Below are 19,365 nucleotides of genomic sequence, written 5' to 3'. Positions count from 1 at the left end.
CGACGGGACCGACCCGCTACGCGACCGTCTCGTGAGCGGCCGCAGCGTCCACAGCAGCCGCTCGCCCGGCGTGAACTGCGCAGAGAAGGTCGGCCCGTACGATGCCGCCGACCGTGTCACTCGATCTCCAGCGAGCCGTCCGCTTCGACGGCCTCGGCGGCCCACTCGAGGGTGAACTCGAGCCGGCGCTCGGACTCCCCGCCGACCAGCGGGTCGTCGTCGTCCACCCGGACGGTGAAGCCGACCGTCTCGGGTGGGTTGATGGTCGCGCTATCGTTGCCGACCACGAGGGTCACCTTCCCGTCGGGGCCGACCCGACGCTCACCGTCGGTGGACGCCTCGGTGGTGTCACCACCCTCGGGCAGGGGAGTCCCCATCGGCCGGTCGGTGGTCTCGAGCTGGTCCGCGAACTCGCGGAGGTACTGTGCGACTTCGTTCCGCGTCGACTCCTGAACCGCGTCGAGTTCCGTCATACGACACCTCCCGATACACCCCGCAGGGGACCACCGCTTTCGCCTGCACTCGCCAGTACCGGTCGGGAAGCGGAGCGAAGCGGGAGGGCCGTTCAGAGTATCAGCGCGACCACGGCGAGCACGAGGAAGATGACGACGAACAGCCGCGCCACCTCCATCGAGATGCCCGCGATGCCGCGGAACCCGAACAGGCCCGCCACCAGCGCGACGACGAACAGCACCACCGCCGCGTACAGGAAGTCCCCCGAGAACAGCAGGGGGACGAGCGGCGCCTGCAGCGGGAGCGTCACGGGCGACCCCCGCGGCCGCGCTCGGTCGTCGTCTCGGTCCCGCTCGTCGTGTCGACCGTGCCCGGTCGACCGTACCTCGGAGTCGGTGTGGCTCGCATAGCGTCGGGAGTCAGTGGCGCGCCGGCCCTGACTCCGTTGCCGGCACGCGCAGGCACCCCCGGACGCGCATTCGGGCCGGCACCGACGAGTCTCGCGGTACGGGACGCCTCAGCCCACCACGTACGCGACCACCAGCCCCACGGCGATGAGGGCGAAGACGATGGCCAGTCCCACGAGCATGAACCGGTCGGCGGTGTCCATACCCCACCTACGGGGTCCGGGCTCTTGACCCTGCCACCCGCGGCGGGTCGACCCGTCTCCGCAGGGTACATCCCGGGTCGGTGTGGACCGGGCGTATGACCGACGAAGCCGAGACGGAGTACGAGTTCGAGACCGAGTTCAGGGTCCGGTTCCGCGACATCGACGCGATGGGCCACGTCAACAACGCCGTCTACGCGACCTACCTCGAACAGGCGCGGGCCGACTACTTCCGGGAGGTCGTCGGCGAGTCGCTCAGCGAGGTGGGGAGCGTGCTCGCGTCCATCGCCATTGAGTTCCGCGCACCCGTCGAGGGTGACGACGTGGTGACCGTGGCGCTGACGATACCGGAACTTGGCACCGCCTCGATTCCGATGCACTACGAGATCCGACGCGAGGACGGGACCGTGGCCGCGACGGCCGAGACGGTGCAGGTGGTCTACGACCGCGAGGCGGGCGAGTCGAAGCCGATTCCGGACGCGTGGCGCGAGGCCATCGAGTCAGCGTAGACGGGCGACCGGCCCGGTTCCACAGTTCGAGAATCCGAACTGCAGACTTTTGTACCCCCTTCTCCTACGGTGATGTATGAGCCACGACAGGTGCGTGAACTGCCGGGGGGAGGCGGAGGAGCGCTACGAGCTCCTGCTCCGGAGCACGAAACACGAGTCGGTCCCGCTCTGCGACGAGTGCCGCGAGGCCATCGAGGCCGAGACGGGCGAGTCGCTCACACCCCGGTGATGGACGGGCCCATCGACGTCCTCCACGTCGACGACGACGAAGCCCTCCTCGACATCGTGGCGACCTTCCTCGAGCGGTCGAACGACCGGCTCCGCGTGGCCACCGAGTCAGACCCGGACGCGGCGCTCAGGCGCGTCGAGACGGAGTCGTTCGACTGCGTACTCTCTGACTACGAGATGCCGGGGATGAACGGCATCGAACTCCTCGAGCGTATCCGCCAGACCCGCCCCGACCTCCCGGTCGTCCTGTTCACGGGCGTCGACGACGCGAGCGTCGCTATCGAGGCCATCGAGTGTGGCGCGGTCGACTGCTATCGCAAGCGCACGGGGACCGACCACTACCGGGTGCTGGCCGCCCGGCTCGTCCGGACCGTCGACAGCCGACGCGAACGCCCGGTCCAGCGAGTCTCCGAGGACTGACCGTTCCTCCCCGCCGTCTCCGAGAAACAGCGCCGCCGACCCCGCGAGCGACAACGACATAACCGGCCCGTGACTCCACGTGGCATGGGCGGGTCCGACGAGCCGTTCGTGTTCGACCCGGAGACCCTCGCGGCCGACGCCGCGACGCCGACCGTGACGGCGCTCCCCGGCGGCCGTGGCGTCCGCGTCCACGACCCCATCGAGGGCGGGGCGGCGGTGTTCCGCGCCCCGGTGGCACTCGACCCGACCGCGCTCGACGAGGCCGCGCGCGACGCCCGGTTCACCTTCCCGGTCACCACCGCCGTCACCGTCCGGACCCCCTCGCTGACCGTCCCACGCCGGGTGAACGTCCGGGTCCGCGACCCCGAGGCCACGCTCGTCGCCGAGTCGTCGAACCGCGACGGCGCAACGGTCCCGGCTGGGCGCTGGAACCTCGAACTCGACGTCACCGGCCTGAAACTCTACCTCGCCGTCGACGCCCCCGTGACGGTGACGCCGGCCACCCACGAGACGACCATCACGTTCGGCACTACTGGCACGGACGGGGCGGCCGAGACGGCCGACGACGACCCCGTCGACGTCGCGGTCGGCGTCCGGTCACACCACTCCCGACCGGCCGGTATCGTCACCGTCCCCCGCACGCCCACGGGGGTGATGGACGGCCTCTCCGTGTTCGGGTCGGCGCTCAAGACCCGGTCACCGGAGCGGTCGTTCCCGACGCTGCGGGGGCACCCACCCTTACTCGCGTTCGGCGACGCGTTCGACGTGCCTGCCGACCTCGAGCCGGTCGGGGACGCGCCGACGCTCACCTGTCCGCCGGCCTACGAGTACGTCTACCCGCTGGCGTCGCTCGCGTCGTACCTCGGCGCGCGCGTCGAACCCGGCGACCCGGCGCTCCACGCGGCGGGCCGGACCTACCCGCTCGACGCCGTCGACGAGTCGCCGCGGGTCACGGCCCACCGGCCGGAGTCGACCCCGGCCGACCCGCTGGGCCGGTACGAGACGGCCGTCAGGGACGTCTTCAGGCACCTGTTCCTGCTCGATACGGTGGTCCGGACGGTCGGCTACTACGACGTGGCGCTGGCCGAGCGCGAGGCCATCGAGCGGCACCTCCCGCTGTCGCTCCGCGCGGCCTACGACGCGCCGCTGGCCGAGCGGACCGCCGCGTACCTCGCGGTGCCGCTCTCCGTGACCGCGCCGGCGTGGCCTCGCTGGCGACTCACCGCGACGGCCCCCGCGGTGCCGGAGACGGCTCGACACCTCCCGTTCCTCGCGGCGGACCTCGCGCTGGTCCGGACCTCGCCCACGCCGGCGGTGACGGGCGGCCCGGAGCCGGCGCTCGTGCAGGCCGAGGGGGGCGGCGAGTCGAGCGCGACCGCGAGGTCGGGCACCCGGTCGGGGGTCGACGGCTGGGCGGACGCCGACGTGGTCGACGTCCCGCCCGCGCCGGAGAGCCTGAGTCAGGCGTGGCTCGGCGAGGGCATCCCGCGCGGGGCCTCGAAGGCCACCCTCCGGTCGTACGCCCGGCACCTAGAGCGGGCCACGCGGGTCGGCGGAGAGCGCGACAGCCGCATCTCGATGGCGGTGGTCTGTAACGACGCCGAGATGCGCGAGGAACTCGTCGTGGGCGACATCTACGGCGCGCGCGACCTCGTGACGTTCGACGTGGAGCGGTACGAACTGACCGACCGCGAGACGCTCGCCTCGGTGTTCGAGTCCGACCTCGACTTCGTCCACTACATCGGCCACGTCGAGGAGCGCGGCCTGCAGTGTGCCGACGGCTTCCTCGCCGCCGACAGCATCGGCCGCGTGGGCGTCGAGTCGTTCTTCCTCAACGCCTGCCGGTCGTACCGACCGGGCCAGACGCTCGTGGACAAGGGGGCGCTCGCGGGCGTCGTCACGCTCTCGGACGTGGTGAGTCGCTCCGCGACGGTCGTGGGACGGACGCTCGCGCGCATCCTCAACGCCGGCTACCCGCTCCAGCTCGCCGTCGACGTCCTCGGCGAGGACCTGTTCTCCGCCAGCAACTACGTCGTCCTCGGCGACGGGAACGCCGAACTCGTCACCGCGGCCTCCGGGACGCCCGTCCTGCTCGAGGTCGAGTCGAGCCCGAACGAGTCGTTCGACGCCACCATGAGCGCCTACCCCACCCACCGGCTCGGGATGGGATCGTTCTACGTCCCCTACGTCGGGTCGAACCGGCGGGCCTACCTCAACACGGGGCGCCTCGACACGTTCCGCGTGACCGCGGCGGAACTGGACGAGGTGCTCGCGCTGGAGGACATCCCGGTCCGCGTGCCCGGACGGACCGGGCTGGCGTGGAGCGACGAACTCACGGCCGCGGACCTGTCGGACCTGCTCGCGGCCGAGGAGTGAGTCGTCTGGGTGTCGGGCGTGCTGCCGCGGTCAGGGGCCGGGGCAAGTCGACCCGACCGCCGCCATCGCGGAGCCGGTCTGGGTGAGCAACAGGAGCGCCGTGAACAGGACGCCGGCCATCTTCGGATGCGCTGCCAGGTACGAGGCGATGTCGTCGTGTGCCATCACCGCACCCGACGCGGGGTTTGTTGTTCAACCTCGCACGAGAATCGAAATACTACACACAGAGTTATGAATCAGGGTTGGGAGACAGTCCCGTCGGTGAGTCACTACCCCCGCCGCTGGGCCGGGTCGACCACCTCGACGGGGTGCCGGGTCGGCCGCGCCAGCAGGTCCGAGAGCTGTTCCAGACAGGAGGTGCCGCTGGCGACGACGGGCCGGCCGTCGGCCGCGAACCCGTCGGTCAGGTCCTCGCCGACGGCGCGGCTCACGTCGTAGTACTCCCGCTTGTAGCCGAAGCTTCCGGCCATCCCGCAGCACTCGGCGTCGGACGTCTCGACGTCGTACCCGAGGTCCGTGAGGACGGCTTCGGTGTAGCGGTCGACGCCGAGTGTCCGCTGCTGGCAGTGGCCGTGGTAGGCGAGCCGCCCGTCGCCGGTCCTATCCGCCGGGGCCGCGAGCGCCGACGGGTCGGCGCCGTTCTCCAGCAGGCCGTAGACGTACTCGAGGACCTCGTAGCTGTTCGCCGCGAGTCGCTCGTACTTAGCCTCGGGGAGGAGGCGCTCGTACTCGCGCTGGAACACCGCGTGGTCGCTCGGCTCGACCACGACCACGTCGCGGCCCGCGTCGACGTGCCCGAGCAACGTGTCGGCCACCCGCTCGGCCGAATCGCGCGCGGTGGCGACCATCCCCTGCGAGAGCGGGACGCGACCGCTCGCGCTCACGTCCGCGACGGTCACCCCGACGCCGAGCGCCTCCAGCACCCGGACCGCCGCCTGCCCCCGCTCGACGTGGACGTGGTTCGTGTAGAGGCCGGGGAACAGGACGGCCTCGCGGTCGGGGGTAGCGACTCGCGAGCCTCGGTCGGCGAACCACTGGCGGAACGTCTCGCGCCGGAACTCGGGGAGCGCCCGGCGGCGGTCCACCCCGAACGCCCGTTCGAGCAGCCCCCGCACTAGGGCCGTCCCCGCGAGCAGGTTCGACACCGGCACGGTCGCACTCCCGAGTCGATCGAGCGTCCCGAAGTTGCCGAACAGCCGCTTCTGGAGGTACAGCCCACCGGGGTCCGTGTCCGGGGGTCAGCCCCTCGACGCCGGCCTCCCAGCCGGTCGGTGAAGCGAGCGACGAGTGAGGACGGGGCTGGGGTGTCGGCGGATGCCACGAGTTCGCACGATGCTGCTACCGGGTGGAGGGGCTTTGGCGTGGCGGCGTCCGAACCTCCAGGGACGGTGCCCCGAACGACGGGACGCGGAAGTGACGGCTACCCGGTCGGCCTCACTCGGTCACGGTGTCGCCGTCCTCCGTCCAGTTGCCCGCCATGTCCACGGCGTAGATACGGACCTGGAACGTCTGGCCGTCCGCGCGCTTGATTCGGAAGTAGTCGAAGTCCGAAGCGCTGTCCCCGGAGACGACGGTCCGCGAGGCGTCGAGGACGTTGTCGTTCTGATCGAGGACCTGAACGAGGACCCAGTGCAGGTCCGCATCGCTGTCGGAGACGGCCCACCGAGCGGTGATGTCGGCGTGGGGGTTCGGCGACCCTCCCTCGGTGACCGAGAATCGGTCGACGACCGGCCCGGTGCTCGGGTCCGCGGCCGCTCCCGTGGCGAACGTTGCCACCGACCCGGTGCCGGTGTCGCCGTCGCTGGCCGTCGCCACTGCGCGGTACTCGTAGTCGGTCTCAGAGGCGAGGTCGCTCACAGACCGGCTGAACGTCCCCGTGGACGTGAGGCTCTCGGTGGCCGTGGCAGTCCACGAACTCGCGCCGCTCTCGCGGTACTCGAAGCCGACGTCGGCCGACGCCGCGTCGCCGAGGTCGGTGAGCGACCCCTCGAGCGTGGCGCTGGCCTCGCCCACGTCCGTCGCTGCACCCGTCTCGACCACGGCCTCCGTGTCGCCGAGGAGTTCGTCGACGCTGACGACGGTCCCGTTGAGGACGAGTTCGAAGTCCCCCGTCGCCTTGTCGGGGTCCGGTTCGTCGGCCCACGCGGTGACCCCGCCGTCGAAGTACCAGTCGTCCGTGAAGCCGCTCCCGGTGGCACCCTCGACGGTGTACGTCCCGTCGCCGTTGTCCGTGACGGAGTCGTTGTTCCCGATCTCCGACTCCGGGCCGGCCCGTGCGAGGCCGGTCGTCGTGAACGCGTAGGACAGCCCCGAGTCGTCGAACGTCCGGACGACGAGGTGGTTCTCGAGACTCGCCATCAGCGTGCTGAACGTCACCGCCGAGCCGGTGACCGTGGTGCCGTCGCCGGTCGTCGCCACCGCACGGTACTCGTACTCGGTCTCGGACGTGAGGTCGGTCACCGACTGGCTGAACGCGCCCGTGGACGTGAGACTCTCCGTCGCCGTCGCCGTCCACGAACTCGCGCCGCTCTCGCGGTACTCGAAGCCCACCTCGGCTGACGCCGCGTCACCGAGGTCGTTCAGATTTCCCTCGAGCGTGGCCCCCGACTCACCCACGTCCGTCGCGGGGGCCGTCTCGACTGCGGTGCTCGACCCGCCCGTCGAGCCACCGGAGTCACTGCCGTCGGAGTCGTACCAGCGTCGCTCCGTCGTCGGCGCTGCACAGCCGGAGTTCCGACAGACGCCGTCCCACGGCCCCTCCCCGTCGAGCGAGAGGTCACCGTCGCCCGTCAGGTCGATGGTGTCGCCGCCCACGCCGAACGAGCCTGAGACGTTGACCACGGACGGGGACTGGTCGTGGCGGATACGGGTGTTCGTGACCGTGAGGTCGCCGTCCCGCGAGTTGTTGAACCGCGAGTCGGCGATGCGGACGCAGTTCGCCGCGGACCCGACGGTGGTGATGTCGCAGTCGTTGATGCGCATGTTGACGCCCGGTTCGCGGATGTAGACCGACATCTCGTTGCTGCTCCCGCCCGAGATCCCGGGACCGGACCCGTCGTTGTAGATGGTGACACCCTCGATGATACTGTCCGTCGTCCCGATGCGGATGTTCCCGATGTTGTTGTTCTTCCAGAGCCCACCGAGGACTTCGATCGTACCGTCGCCGTCGCCGCCGTCGCCCTGCCCGGGCGAGGAGGCGTACAGACCGTTGTTCGAGAAGTGCTCGAAGTGGCAGTTGAGGAATCGGATCGTGCCTGCGTGGCCCGAGGGGACGTACGCACCCGTGGCGTCGGTGTCGAACTCACACCCGTCCGGACGGTCGAACCGGTTGAACTCGATGAGGGAGTCGTCCGCCTCCGCGGCGACACTCATTCGAGAGCCGTCGGCGCCGATGCGGCCGACCTGCGTGATGTTCTGGAACTTGACGTGGATGGCACCGGCCGAGGACCCCGTCCGGATGTCGAAGTCGCAGGCGTTCCCGTCGCCGATGTCTAGTACGGCACCATTCCCGTCGCCGATGAGGAACATGCTGCCGTCGTAGGTACCGCCGAGGCCGCTCCGCCCGTCCCACCGGTACTTTCCCTCTGGAATGTGGACCTCGTTCCCGCCGACGCAGTAGTCCTCCAAGTACGGCGTGATGTCGTCGCCGGGGCTGAGCCCCACGTCACCGAGGTCGACGCGGTTCCCCGGCGCAGCCGTCGCCAGCGTCGAGCCGGAGACGGACCCGAGGCCCACGGCCGTCGCGGCCGCCGCCGCCGTCCGGAGCATGGACCGCCGCGTGAACTGCGGGGATCCCTCCGTTTCGTCAGCCTCGTTTACTTCATCGATTCCGACAGTATCTGTGTCAGAATCATTTTCGGTTCGGTCATCTCTACCGTCATGGCTTCCAACCATACCCGACCGCTCGTCGCCGGTACATTAATGCTCTCGATGGAATCAGTGGCTGATAAAACGCTAAACACAAATAACTACATAACTTTCCGGATGTTTGTTCATCTTTTGGTTATCAGATACTTACCATTTCGTATTGCATTCCCCAGTATCAATCCTATTATATTAATTGTACCAGAAAAAAGTTATTACTCGCTGTTAATTTATCCCCGTTCTACCCCCGTCGTGGCGGCGCGCGCCCAATCCACTCCGACTTCGTTGGCCTGGGGGCTGAGTCAAAGCTATCCAGTCACTACTCACCGACGGGTCACTCAAGGGATACGACCTGTCAGGGCAGTGGTGGCTGGTCCCGCGGGCCGGGGTAGCGGACGTTCACCGTCCTGACCGTCGAGTTCCGCCGCACGATCGGCTCCCCCGTGACCCGGATGGTGGCGTCGCTGACGGTGGCGCCGTTCGTCTGGTCGAACACGAACCCGTCCCGGTTCGACCCGGACTGCTCGACGAGGATCCCCTCGAACTGCACCCCATCCCGGCGGGTCACGTTGACAGCCGCTCCCCCTGCGGCCGCGCCTACGATGGAGATGTCCTCGAACCGTACTCGACCACCGGGAAGGCCAATGGCGTCGGCAGGACCTTTCAGCCTGATTGCAGGAATGTCGTCGTACTCCACCTTGATGCTCGTGTTCCGGATGGTCGCCTCCTCCAGCCACGGCGCGAGGACCAACCCCCCCTCACTGCCGCTCACGTTCACCATCTCGATGAGCGTGTCCTCTATCAGGATGTTCCGGCCCTGCCGGAGCCGGAGCCCCCGCATGTTCCCGAAGTCGTCGGGACTCCGATCACACCGGACGTGAGCGCCGCTGACGTAACTGTTCGAGCCGACCCGGAGGCTGGCGATGCGACAGTTGGCGAAGTAGCCACCGTGGACCTGCACCGTCCCCCGCTCCGGACCAGCGTAGAGGCCGTTGTTGGAGAACCCCTCGACGTGGCAGTCGAGGAACTGTATCCGCCCCCGGTGGTTGTCACCGACCAGACAGCCGGCCGAGTCCACCTCCCGTGTCGACCCGTCGGGGAGTCGCAGTCGCTCCACGACACCGGTACCGTCGGGGTGGGTCACGTCGAAGCGCATCATCCCCTCCCCGATGTCCTGCGTGCCGCGGACCCAGACGTCGCGGACGACCATCTGCCCGCCCGCCTGCACGTTCAACGGTCGCGGCCCGGTGTTCGGTGCCGTGAAGTCGAACGTCAGGCCGTCGAGGAGGATATCCGACGCCCGGTTCGCCCGCCCGAAATCGAACATAGCCACCTCCATCCCCGGTTCCGGGACGAACGTCGCGTCCCGCCCGACGAGGCCGACGTTCGAGAACTCCAGCTGGTGGATACGGTCGTCTACCAGATACTCGCCCGCCGGGAAGTAGAGGAGCGTGTCGTCACGGAGTTCCTCCTTCACCAGCGAGACGATGCTCTCGCCACCCTCCGGATCGGCGCCCGCGCGAACCACGTTCACGACCCGGTCGAACTGGTCGGCGTACGGTGGTCCGGGCGTCGGCGACGGCGAGGGGACCGGGTCCTGCACCGGCCCCTCCTCGTCGTCGGTGCCCGGTTTCCCGCGTGTCCCCTGGCGAAGCCCGGAACAGCCACCGAGCAACGCCGCCCCGCCCACACAGAGCGACGAGACGAATCCTCTTCGATTCATGATTTCCAGTGCCGGTACCATGGTAAAGCCGGTTGAACCACGTTGTTAGTTGGCACATACGACGCCCGCCCCCGGGACAGGAACATCATACCGACCGGCGCGCCCGGACCGCGACGGGGCCGCCGGTACCCGATGTGGTGGCACAACTCATGCATAACAAAGACGGTACCGCGGGGTGATGGACCGATGAGCGAGAGTCCGGCCGCGCTGTTGAAACGGCTCCCCCGGTACCTCTACCGGGGCTCCCTCAAGCGGGCGCTCGTAGCGACGGGACTCAGTGCCCACCTCAAACGAGCGTACTTCCGGCTCTACTTCGCCCTGTCCGGGGGCACCGAGACGGTCGAGTTCGGGGACGAAAGCGCGACGTTCGAGGTCACCAGCTACGAGGAGTACCACGTGGTGAACGTCGCGGGCGGGGCCGAACGCCCCGTCATCGAGGCGCTTCGCGAGGAACTGGAGCCCGGCGACGTGTTCTACGACGTCGGGGCCAACGTCGGGACCTACACCTGCGTGGTAGGGAAGGCTATCGACGGCGGCCAAGTGGTCGCCTTCGAACCGTACGGTCCGAACCGACAACGCATCCGGCGGAACGCCGAGTTGAACCGCGTCGACGTGGACGTCCTCCCCGTCGCGCTCTCGTCGACGGCAGGCCGCGTCCAGCTGCACGTGCTGGACTCGACCGCGCCGGGGACACAGGAGTCCTCCATCGACCCGGCGTACGCGGACACCGACCGCTCGGTGAGCGTCGTCGACGTCGACGCCGTCACCGGCGACAGCCTCGTCGAGGAGGGGCGGATTCCACCGCCGAACGTCGTCAAGATCGACGTCGAGGGAGCAGGACCGTCGGTCATCGACGGACTGGAGGCGACGCTGGCCTACGAGGACTGCCGCGTGCTCTGTGTCGAGCCCCACGGCAACCACGAGACGCTCGTCGAACGAATCCGCGACCTCGGCTTCCGTGTCGACCACGTCACACTCGCCGGGGAGCGCAGCACCGAGTCGCCGACGATACTCGCTCGGAAGCCGACCTGACCAACACCCACGACAACCATGACAGCGCCGACCAGTCGACACGAGATGGCCGACGAGGAGGAGACACAGACGGTCGAGATTCCGGCGTCGCTCGCCGCCAGCGTCGAGCGGCGTCTGGCCGCGACCCAGTTCGAATCGACGGACGCCTACGTCACGTTCTGCATGACGCGGCTCCTGCGCGAACTGGAGCGCGAGGAGGCGGGGCCCCCGATGGGGGAGACGGCTCCCTCGGACGAGGAGGTTCGCGACCGACTGGAGTCGCTGGGCTACCTCTGACGGCGAGCCGTGCGGTACCGGACCGTATCCAGTCGCAGTCGTCCGCCTAAACGGCTACTACCGCGACCGGACGGTGGACGCCGGGTCGACGAAATGGCCCGGAACTACGGGTGGAACTGCGCGTAGGAGCGAGATAACAAAATCACCGGGCGGGGCCACTCCCCCAGAGACAGATGGAGATACAACGGATCGATCGGACGGCGTGGGAGCGTGCACTCCCGGCCGAGGGGTTCGAGGTGTTCCACACACCGGCGGCCCTCGATGTGCTCGACGCGCACACATCCGGCGAACTGCACCTCCTCGCGGGCTACAAAGGTGAACGACCTGCGGCCCTGCTCCCGGTGGTGGTCCGTCGACCGGCGGTGGGGACGGTCCTGCTCTCGCCGCCCCCCTCGATGGGCGTCCCGCGACTGGGACCGCTCCTGATGCCGGCGAGTCCGAAGCGACGGAAACACGAGCGCCTCAATCGGACGTTCACCGAGGGCGTCCTCGAGCGACTGGATGTCGACAGAGCCAGCACGATGTTTCGCGTCGTCTGCTCGCCGAGTTACGCCGACCCACGCCCCTACAGCTGGAAGGGGCTGGACGTGAACGCCTCGTTTACCTACTCGCTCGGCGTCGAGGGGCGCTCGACGGACGACCTCCTCGCGTCGTTCAGCAAGAGCCTCCGCCGGGAGATACGCGACGGCGAGGAACTGGACCTGACTGTCGAAGTCTTGGACGGTAGTGACGTATCGGCCGCCGCCAGCGTCCACGAGGAGACCCGGACACGCTACCAGGAGCAAGGCCGGGGCTATCCACTGCCGTGGGAGTACGTTCGTGACCTGACCCGCGCGCTGGGGGCCGACGACCGCTGTCGGATCTACGTCGCACGCGACGAGGACGGGGCGTTCCTCGGCGGCATCACCGTACTCTACTCGAACGACGCGGCCTACTTCTGGCAGGGTGGGACGCGCACGACGCACGAGAACGTGAGCATCAACAGCCTCCTGCACTGGCGGGTCGTCGAGGATCTCGTAGAGGACCCGCCCCGCGAGAGCGTCACGCGGTACGACCTCGTCGGCGCGAACACGGAGCGGCTCTGCCGGTACAAGAGCAAGTTCGGTGCGAGCCTCGTGCCCTACTACACCGTCGAGTCGGGCGGTGCGAGGATGCGACTGGCCAAGCGAGCCTACGAGTTCGTCAAACGATGAGCGCGCACCGGGTCCTGAATCTTGTCACCAACGACGAGGCGAGGTTCTACAGACAGCAGGTCGACGTTCTCGAGCGACAGGGTGTCGAGACCACGACGCTCGCCGTCCCGACCGAAAGCCTGCCGTGGCGTTCCGGGGACGACACTCGGTCGCTGGTCGACTACCTCCGGCTCTATCCCCGAGCGCTTCGCCACTCCTTCGGCAGGTACGACCTCGTACACGCCAACTACGGCCTGACCGCGCCGGCGGCGCTGGCACAGCCGAACCACCCCGTCGTCGTCTCGCTCTGGGGGTCCGACCTCCTCGGCACGTTCGGACGCCTCAGCAGGTTATGCGCACACCACGCCGACGCCGTCATCGTGATGAGCGACGAGATGGCGGCGGCGCTGGACGACGACTGCGAGGTCATCCCCCACGGGGTCGACCTGTCGTTGTTCCACCCCATCCCGACGGCAGAAGCCCGCGAGCCCCTCGACTGGCGACCCGACGCCCGCCACGTACTGTTTCCCTACCCGCCCGACGCCGACGTGAAGGACTACCCCAGAGCCGAGCGGGTCGTGGCGGCCGCCAGAGAGCGGCTCGACAGTGACGTCGAGTTGCAGACGGTCTCCGGTGTCCCCCACGACCGGATGCCGCTGTACATGAACGCGGCCGACGCCCTGTTGCTCACCTCGAGACACGAGGGCTCGCCGAACGTGGTGAAGGAAGCCCTCGGCTGTAACCTCCCCATCGTCGCCACGGACGTCGGCGACGTGTCGCTGCGCCTCGACGGCGTCGATCCCTCGGCAGTCGGCGAGACCGACGAGGAACTCGTCGACGGACTGGTGGACGTGCTCGGGACCCCCCGACGCTCGGATGGGCGCGCGAGCGTCCAGTCGCTCAGTCTGGAACGGATGGGCGAGCAGATACGCGGCGTCTACGGGCGCGTGGCCGACCGATGACGTCGGCGCCAGACCGCCGTAATAGCCGCCTACTCCCCGTTCGATAGCGTATAACAAAACTACTGAGCGGCACCACGTGTGGGTAGTAGCCCTACGGATTCGAGGGAGTGAGCATCCAGCATGACGCACCAGACACAGTCGGTCGAGCGGGCGAGTCAGAACCGATGGCAGCGACTACTCCTGCTGGTCGGCTTCTGCGCGATGGCAGGCGCGCTGGTCGCCGCCATCCGCGCCCCGGCGACCGGGTTCGAACTCTCCATCTACCGCGCGACTCCGGCCGCGTTCTGGGTCGGGACGGCCCTCGCGGTGCTCGCGTCGCTCGTCGTCACACTCTGGCCGAGAGTCGCCCGCCCGGTCCGAGAGGGTGGAGTCCTGCTGGCTGGGACCGCCGTGTGGTCCATCTTGGCGCTCCCACTCCTCCGGAGCTACTACTTCTACGGCGGCGGGGACGCACTGAGCCACCTCGGGTTCGTCGAGTCGTTCGCCAGCGGCGCAGCGAGTCCGTTCGACCTCATCCACCCCGGCGTCCACCTCACGTCGATACTGGTGAGTCGGGCGGGGGGTCTCCCGTTCGAGCGGGCACTCGTGTTCGTCGCGCTCCTGTTCCCTGCCGTGTTCATCGTCTTCGTCGTGCTCTGTGTCCGTCACCTCACGGGTGACGACCGAGGGGCCGTCGTCGGCCTGTTCGCCGCGCTCCTGCTCCTCCCGCTCAACAACGTCGCCATCCACCTCCCCGCCCACCCGTCGTCGCAGGCGGTCATGTTCACGCCGCTGGTCCTCTACCTACTGTTTCGATACCTCCGTCAGCCCACGGACCCGGACACCCGACGGTTCACGGCGCTGGGTGTCGCCCTCGCGCTGGTCTCCGCGGCCATCGTCCTCGTCCACCCGGAGCAGGCGCTGAACGTGCTCATGGTGTTCGGGAGCGTCGTCCTCACGCAGGTCGTCGTCCAGCGTTTCAGGCCAGAGAGTCGCATCGCCGAACACCACTCGCTCTACTTCCAGACGGGGTTCCTCGCGGTCGTGTTCACACTGTGGTCGTACGGCGACGAGCGGGTGATGAGTCGCATCACGGGACTCTACCAGAGCCTCTTCGTCTCCAGCGGCTCGGCGGGCGGGGCACCAGGGGCGGAGGTGGCCGCACGGTCGGGGTCGCTGGCCGCGCTGGGGGGCAGTCTCGAGGAACTGTTCGTCAAACTCTTCCTCCCCGCGCTCGTCTTCTCCGTACTGGCGGGGGAACTGCTGCTCCTGAGCGTACTGGGCAAACTGGACGAGGAACTCCCCGAGCGCAACGCGTACACGAAGTATCTCGCCGTGTCGTTCGTCCCACTCACCGCCGCAGTGGGCGTCATCTTCCTCGCCAACTTCGGCGACCACTACTTCAGACTCCTCGGGTTCCTCATGACGATCGTCACTATCCTCGGGGCGGTGGCGCTCTACCACGGCCTCTCGGCACCGATCTCACACTGGCAGCACCAGTGGTTCCGGGTCGTCGTCGTGGTGCTGTTCGTCTTCCTGCTACCGCTGGTTGCACTCTCATTCCACCCGTCCCCGTGGATATACCAGGGGTCCGGTCAGATCACGGAGCAGCAGTTCCAGGGGTACGAGACGGCGTTCGACCACCGACAGGCGGAGATGGCGTTCACCGGTGTCAGGGGTGGGACCGAGCGGTACGTCGACGCCGTCTACGGCCCCCACTCGGAGACCAGAGCGGAGTTTCCGGTACGGGACCCAGTGCCGACGGCGGTGTTCGGCACGAACCTGACAGACTACTATGAAGAATCCGTGTACCTCCCGGTCACCGCGGCCGACGAAGAGCGTGAGACAGTCCTCTATCGCGGGTTCCGGTACCCGGGGGACGGGTTCCACTCGCTGAGGTGGACGCCCGGCATCGACAGAGTCCAGAGTGGTGACGGCTTCACGCTCTATCTCGTCCGCTGATGGCTGACGGTGAGGAGTCACTGGGCGAACACCTCGCGTCGGGCCTCAAGGCGCTGTTCGCTGGGCGAATCGTCTACATCGCCTCCAACGCCGCCCTGATGGTGCTGCTCGCGCGGGCGTTCCTCTCCCCGGAGCAGTTCGGCAGCCTCCACTTCACCCTCTCCGTGCTGGGGGTCGCCGCGCTGCTGGGGACGCTCGGCCTCCCGAAGTCCACCGCACGCTACCTGACCGAGTACCTCGAGCGCGATCCCTCGCAGATTCGACACATCCTCCGCACCTCGCTGCTCACGTTCGGCCTCTTGACCACAGTCGTGGGTGTCGGCCTCGCCCTCGTCAGCGACCCGCTCGCGCGACTCCTCGGTCAGCCATCGGTCGCCCCCATGCTGGTACTCGGAGGTGTTTACGTGGTGACCTACTCGCTCACGACCCACCTGTCGGTGGTGTTCCAGGGGTTCGACCGCGTGGAGATGAGCGCCGCGCTGACCGGGCTCTCGGGGGTGGGTCGTCTCGTCTTCGCCGTCGGATTCGTCGTGGCCGGCGCGGGCGCCATCGGCGCCCTCGGTGGCTACGTCGCGGGCTACGCCCTCGCCGTACTGGCCGGGGGGGTCGTCCTCTACCGAATCTACCACCGGCAGTTCGGACCGACCGAGGAGGTGGAGCGCGGCCTGGCGCGGCGACTGCTCCGCTACAGCCTCCCCCTCACGCTGACGAAGGGGGCCGGGGCGCTGGACAACAAGGTCGACACCATCCTCGTCGGCGTGCTGCTGAACCCGGCAGCAGTCTCGTACTACGTCATCGCCGGGCAGATATACACGGTGCTCGCAACGCCGGCTGCCTCGTTCGGGTTCACGCTCTCACCCACCATCGGGCGACAGCGCGCGATCGACTCGGACGGGCGGGCCGCCCGGCTCTACGAGGAGTCACTGAAGTACGTCCTCCTGCTGTACGTCCCTGCGGCCACCGGCCTCGCGCTCGTTGCGGAACCCGCCATCCGGTTCGTCTTTGGCACCGAGTACCTCCCAGCCGCGCCGGTGTTACAGGTGTTTTGCGTAGTCCTCATCGTCTACACGGTGAACAAGATTACTAGCGACGCACTGGACTACCTCGGCCGGGCGAAGGCCCGCGCCGCTGGCAAGAGCGCGATGGCCGTGGCGAACGCCCTGCTGAACGTCTTCCTCATCCCCGTCTTCGGTGTCGTCGGCGCCGCCGCCGCCACCGGCGTCACGTACACCGCGTACACGCTTTTCAACGTCGTCATCATCCACCAGGAGCTCTCGCTCGACATCCGGGGACTGCTCACGCATCTCGTCGTAGTCACCGGCATCGCGCTCGGGATGGCGGCGATGGTGAGGGTGACGCTTCCGCTAGTCTCCGGACTGGTCTCGCTCGTGGCGGTCGTCCTCTTCGGTGGCGCTGTCTGGATGGCACTCTCCGTCCTCAGCGGTCGGCTGGACGTCCAACGGCTCAGGTCGTTCCTCACGTGACCCGATGGGACCGACTCAGGTCGACAGGTCGGGGTGGTCGCGGAGTCGCGGCGGGAGGTCACACTGCTCCACCCGCCCGGAGGCGACGGCGTCGCGCAGTCGCTGCCACCGTTCGTGTCGGGCAAGTACCCAGACCGGTACCGAGGGGAGGTCGAGGAGGAGAACGATAGCCAGTCGGTCGCGGCCGTCGACGAAGATGTACTCGCCGTCACGACCGATGAGCACGGTCATCTCGTCGTGAATGGTGTGTCGGGCGGACGGGACACGCTGGGCCGCTAGCGGGTCGTCCACCTCATCTCCCGCGAGTTCAGCCTGGATCCGGTAACCGTGCGCCTCGATGCTCGCGTAGAGTTCGTCGATACGCTCGCAGCGCCGCTCGAATGCCGCCCGCGAGCGACACCCCCACATCGGATTCCCGTCGTCGATTCGGTCCATCACGTCGGCGAAGAACTCCGTCTCGGCCCAGTCGACGCTCCGCTCGAAGTGTGCCTTGAATCCACGGTAGACCGCTGTCTCCTGGAAGGGCACGGTGTGCTGGTCCCAGTCGCCGTCCATCACCCGGCCAGCGTACTTGAACTTCGAGCGCGAGAACTGCGACGTGACGGGACCGGAGGGGGTGAGGTCGAGCCACGGGATGGGCGGGTCCAGCGGCACCCGCTGTATCTCGAACGGGTCTATCCCAGCCGGGTGGACGAGCGAGTTCTTCACGCCGGTCCCCCAGCAGTAGAGGTGCGTGTAGCCGTACCAGGTACTCACCAGTAGGGTCGTGAGCGCGGGCCAGCGGTCGACGAACGCGGCCCCGGCCGACCGCAGCGAGTGTTCGACCTGCAGGAGCCCCGAGGCGACGTATCGCCCGACCGAGCGGAGGGCTGCCGGGACGGAGGTCGGTCGACGAGGGTCGATCACTGGGATACCGGGACGTCGACCCAGATGAACAGGTGGTTCGTCGCGGACGCGGCCCGCGGCGTCGCTGGTACCGACCCTTCGTAGAGGTAGACGGTGAGACGCAGGTCTTCGCCAGTGAGGCCCGGCGACCCGCGAATCGCACCTCGCCACGTCTCCCCGTCGGCCACCAGCGCGGACCCACGGTCGAACGGCGCCCGCTCCACGATGGTCCCAGACTGGTCGACCCGCTGGAGTTCGACGACGTACGTGTACTGGACAGACACGCCCTCGTGGTTCGTCAGTTCGAGGACGAACGGTTCGCTCTCGTCGGGGTTGAGTTCATCAGGATAGCCGGACGCGACCAGCGCTCCGGACTCGTTCTCGACGACGATCGAACTCTCGGTGTAAGCCGGTCCGGCACCTGAGGCGACGACGCCGTAGGTGAGCAGCGAGAGAGTGACGACCACGGCGAGGCCAAGCCCGAGGTTCAGCGCGGTGTCGGCGTGCGAGTCGCTCCCGAACGTTGACTCCCGCGCTGTCCGCCACCAGCGGTCGTACGGGACGACGAACCGCTGGTCTGCAGGGAGTTGCCACCGCCGGTATGCGGCCATCACCAGTCCGACGACCGAGACACCAGCGAGGAGTACCACGACCGACAGGGCGTCGACGGACAGGCCGAGGAGGAACAGCGAAAGCCCCAGCAGCGGTAACAGCGCGACGCTCAGGCCAAAGGATAGCCCGGCCCGCTGGACTAACGTGACTGGCGCGACGCGAGAGGTGGCATCGGCCGACCTGGGGAAGAGGGCAGAGACCACCGCGTAGCCGGGAATGAACAGCAGGAGTGGGAGGCCGGCGGCGGTGCCGAGCGGCCCCTCGAGCAGCAGTGCCGCGGCGGCGGTGACCGAGACCGCCACCAGCCCCACGGCGAGGTCGGCCGGGGGGGAGAGGAGCGACCGGACGTACGCGGCCAGTGTCGACCTGACCGAGTCAGATATCATCGGCCACCACCACCATCGCTGGACCGCGACCCACGCGTCCGATCGGCCCGACACGGGTCCCCCCGACCGACACGTCGAGACAAGGGCGAATCGTGGATAGAGGCATCGGGAGCAGTCATGCGGAGTCCGCACATTGTTATACCGCTACTACTCACCGGTCGCGCCGTGGGGACCCTGGAGCCGGTACCGCCCCCAGGGAGCCGCGGCTCGGCGTACCCCCGGACGGAGGGCCACGAGGGGAGGATCCGAAAGTGGAACGTCGGGTCGGGAGACCGACGTATCCCTTCTCGCTGCTGGATCCGCGAGCGACGTGACCGCCGAACGGTAGTACCGTCGGGGCACGCTGGCCACGGAGAACAGGTGGCTACCGTGATGCTCGACGGGGCTCGACGAGGAGTCGCGACCAGCCGGTAGGAGATGCCGACCGGGTTTATC

The 19,365-nt window shown here is 68.3% G+C and carries 17 protein-coding genes and 1 pseudogene; 10 read left to right on the top strand and 8 right to left on the bottom strand.

The annotated features are described in order from the left end of the window. Positions 1–116 precede the first annotated feature (116 nt). Entirely contained in the window at positions 117–473 is a 357-nt protein-coding gene (locus N0B31_RS19810) for an amphi-Trp domain-containing protein (protein ID WP_260593370.1), read from the bottom strand. Between the two features lie 92 nt (positions 474–565). Next, positions 566–763, bottom strand: coding sequence for a DUF1328 family protein (locus N0B31_RS19805; protein ID WP_260593369.1), 198 nt, complete (start codon positions 761–763; stop codon positions 566–568). A 395-nt stretch (positions 764–1,158) separates the two neighbouring features. On the opposite strand from N0B31_RS19805, the gene N0B31_RS19800 reads away from it, so the two are divergent. The 4 genes from N0B31_RS19800 to N0B31_RS19785 all read left to right on the top strand — a co-directional run bounded on the left by N0B31_RS19800 (position 1,159) and on the right by N0B31_RS19785 (position 4,593). Next, positions 1,159–1,569 carry an acyl-CoA thioesterase gene (locus tag N0B31_RS19800; protein WP_260593368.1) on the top strand — a complete coding sequence of 137 codons (411 nt, stop codon included), beginning with the start codon at positions 1,159–1,161 and terminating at the stop codon, positions 1,567–1,569. Between the two features lie 76 nt (positions 1,570–1,645). Then, complete coding sequence (locus N0B31_RS19795; protein WP_260593367.1) at positions 1,646–1,798, top strand: hypothetical protein; 153 nt, start codon at positions 1,646–1,648, stop codon at positions 1,796–1,798. Then, a complete protein-coding gene (locus tag N0B31_RS19790; protein WP_260593366.1) occupies positions 1,798–2,217 on the top strand; it encodes a response regulator in 420 nt (139 codons plus the stop codon). The genes N0B31_RS19795 and N0B31_RS19790 overlap by 1 nt, the downstream gene beginning before the upstream one ends. An 84-nt stretch (positions 2,218–2,301) precedes the next feature. After that, the gene (locus N0B31_RS19785) at positions 2,302–4,593 is read left to right on the top strand and encodes a hypothetical protein (RefSeq protein WP_260593365.1); all 2,292 of its coding nucleotides are present in this window, start codon (positions 2,302–2,304) and stop codon (positions 4,591–4,593) included. Between the two features lie 30 nt (positions 4,594–4,623). On the opposite strand, the gene N0B31_RS19780 is transcribed toward N0B31_RS19785, so the two are convergent. The 4 genes and pseudogenes from N0B31_RS19780 to N0B31_RS19765 form a co-directional block, all read right to left on the bottom strand. Further along, positions 4,624–4,758, bottom strand: a complete 135-nt coding sequence (locus N0B31_RS19780; protein ID WP_260593364.1) for a DUF7503 family protein — start codon at positions 4,756–4,758, stop codon at positions 4,624–4,626. Between the two features lie 104 nt (positions 4,759–4,862). Beyond that, a pseudogene (locus N0B31_RS19775) lies at positions 4,863–5,844 on the bottom strand (heterodisulfide reductase-related iron-sulfur binding cluster); the annotation flags it as partial. A gap of 183 nt (positions 5,845–6,027) precedes the next feature. Next, the gene (locus tag N0B31_RS19770) at positions 6,028–8,361 is read right to left on the bottom strand and encodes a hypothetical protein (RefSeq protein WP_260593363.1); all 2,334 of its coding nucleotides are present in this window, start codon (positions 8,359–8,361) and stop codon (positions 6,028–6,030) included. 451 nt (positions 8,362–8,812) lie between these two features. Next, positions 8,813–10,180: a hypothetical protein gene (locus N0B31_RS19765; protein WP_260593362.1), complete on the bottom strand. Its 1,368-nt coding sequence runs from the start codon at positions 10,178–10,180 to the stop codon at positions 8,813–8,815. A gap of 186 nt (positions 10,181–10,366) precedes the next feature. Between N0B31_RS19765 and N0B31_RS19760 the strand changes: the two genes are divergently transcribed. The 6 genes from N0B31_RS19760 (at position 10,367) to N0B31_RS19735 (ending at position 17,047) form a co-directional block, all read left to right on the top strand. Further along, positions 10,367–11,212 carry an FkbM family methyltransferase gene (locus tag N0B31_RS19760; RefSeq protein WP_260593361.1) on the top strand — a complete coding sequence of 282 codons (846 nt, stop codon included), beginning with the start codon at positions 10,367–10,369 and terminating at the stop codon, positions 11,210–11,212. Positions 11,213–11,230: 18 nt separating this feature from the next. Beyond that, positions 11,231–11,488 (top strand): hypothetical protein, encoded by a 258-nt coding sequence (locus N0B31_RS19755; RefSeq protein WP_260593360.1) that lies wholly within the window; start codon positions 11,231–11,233, stop codon positions 11,486–11,488. A 173-nt stretch (positions 11,489–11,661) separates the two neighbouring features. Next, positions 11,662–12,681 (top strand): lipid II:glycine glycyltransferase FemX, encoded by a 1,020-nt coding sequence (locus tag N0B31_RS19750; protein WP_260593359.1) that lies wholly within the window; start codon positions 11,662–11,664, stop codon positions 12,679–12,681. Then, positions 12,678–13,622, top strand: a complete 945-nt coding sequence (locus N0B31_RS19745) for a glycosyltransferase (RefSeq protein ID WP_260593358.1) — start codon at positions 12,678–12,680, stop codon at positions 13,620–13,622. Before N0B31_RS19750 ends, N0B31_RS19745 begins: the two co-directional genes overlap by 4 nt. A 120-nt stretch (positions 13,623–13,742) precedes the next feature. Further along, positions 13,743–15,563, top strand: a complete 1,821-nt coding sequence (locus N0B31_RS19740) for a putative glycosyltransferase family protein (RefSeq protein ID WP_260593357.1) — start codon at positions 13,743–13,745, stop codon at positions 15,561–15,563. Beyond that, entirely contained in the window at positions 15,563–17,047 is a 1,485-nt protein-coding gene (locus N0B31_RS19735; RefSeq protein WP_260593356.1) for a flippase, read from the top strand. The genes N0B31_RS19740 and N0B31_RS19735 overlap by 1 nt, the downstream gene beginning before the upstream one ends. 15 nt (positions 17,048–17,062) lie before the next feature. On the opposite strand, the gene N0B31_RS19730 is transcribed toward N0B31_RS19735, so the two are convergent. Continuing rightward, positions 17,063–17,953 (bottom strand): hypothetical protein, encoded by an 891-nt coding sequence (locus N0B31_RS19730; protein ID WP_260593355.1) that lies wholly within the window; start codon positions 17,951–17,953, stop codon positions 17,063–17,065. Further along, a complete protein-coding gene (locus N0B31_RS19725; protein ID WP_260593354.1) occupies positions 17,950–18,930 on the bottom strand; it encodes a DUF1616 domain-containing protein in 981 nt (326 codons plus the stop codon). Before N0B31_RS19725 ends, N0B31_RS19730 begins: the two co-directional genes overlap by 4 nt. Positions 18,931–19,365: the final 435 nt, after the last annotated feature.

Origin of the sequence: Salinirubellus salinus (assembly GCF_025231485.1) — an archaeon.
GTDB classification, from domain to species: domain Archaea; phylum Halobacteriota; class Halobacteria; order Halobacteriales; family Haloarculaceae; genus Salinirubellus; species Salinirubellus salinus.
The sequence above is the reverse complement of the archived record's forward strand: the minus strand, read 5'-3'. Positions and strand labels throughout refer to the sequence as shown.

Coding starts and splice junctions, on each gene's coding strand:
- N0B31_RS19810 (WP_260593370.1), bottom strand. CDS start 473: ATGACGGAACTCGACGCGGTTCAGGAGTCGACGCGGAACGAAGTCGCA.
- N0B31_RS19800 (WP_260593368.1), top strand. CDS start 1,159: ATGACCGACGAAGCCGAGACGGAGTACGAGTTCGAGACCGAGTTCAGG.
- N0B31_RS19795 (WP_260593367.1), top strand. CDS start 1,646: ATGAGCCACGACAGGTGCGTGAACTGCCGGGGGGAGGCGGAGGAGCGC.
- N0B31_RS19790 (WP_260593366.1), top strand. CDS start 1,798: ATGGACGGGCCCATCGACGTCCTCCACGTCGACGACGACGAAGCCCTC.
- N0B31_RS19785 (WP_260593365.1), top strand. CDS start 2,302: ATGGGCGGGTCCGACGAGCCGTTCGTGTTCGACCCGGAGACCCTCGCG.
- N0B31_RS19780 (WP_260593364.1), bottom strand. CDS start 4,758: ATGGCACACGACGACATCGCCTCGTACCTGGCAGCGCATCCGAAGATG.
- N0B31_RS19770 (WP_260593363.1), bottom strand. CDS start 8,361: ATGCTCCGGACGGCGGCGGCGGCCGCGACGGCCGTGGGCCTCGGGTCC.
- N0B31_RS19765 (WP_260593362.1), bottom strand. CDS start 10,180: ATGAATCGAAGAGGATTCGTCTCGTCGCTCTGTGTGGGCGGGGCGGCG.
- N0B31_RS19760 (WP_260593361.1), top strand. CDS start 10,367: ATGAGCGAGAGTCCGGCCGCGCTGTTGAAACGGCTCCCCCGGTACCTC.
- N0B31_RS19755 (WP_260593360.1), top strand. CDS start 11,231: ATGACAGCGCCGACCAGTCGACACGAGATGGCCGACGAGGAGGAGACA.
- N0B31_RS19750 (WP_260593359.1), top strand. CDS start 11,662: ATGGAGATACAACGGATCGATCGGACGGCGTGGGAGCGTGCACTCCCG.
- N0B31_RS19745 (WP_260593358.1), top strand. CDS start 12,678: ATGAGCGCGCACCGGGTCCTGAATCTTGTCACCAACGACGAGGCGAGG.
- N0B31_RS19740 (WP_260593357.1), top strand. CDS start 13,743: ATGACGCACCAGACACAGTCGGTCGAGCGGGCGAGTCAGAACCGATGG.
- N0B31_RS19735 (WP_260593356.1), top strand. CDS start 15,563: ATGGCTGACGGTGAGGAGTCACTGGGCGAACACCTCGCGTCGGGCCTC.
- N0B31_RS19725 (WP_260593354.1), bottom strand. CDS start 18,930: ATGATATCTGACTCGGTCAGGTCGACACTGGCCGCGTACGTCCGGTCG.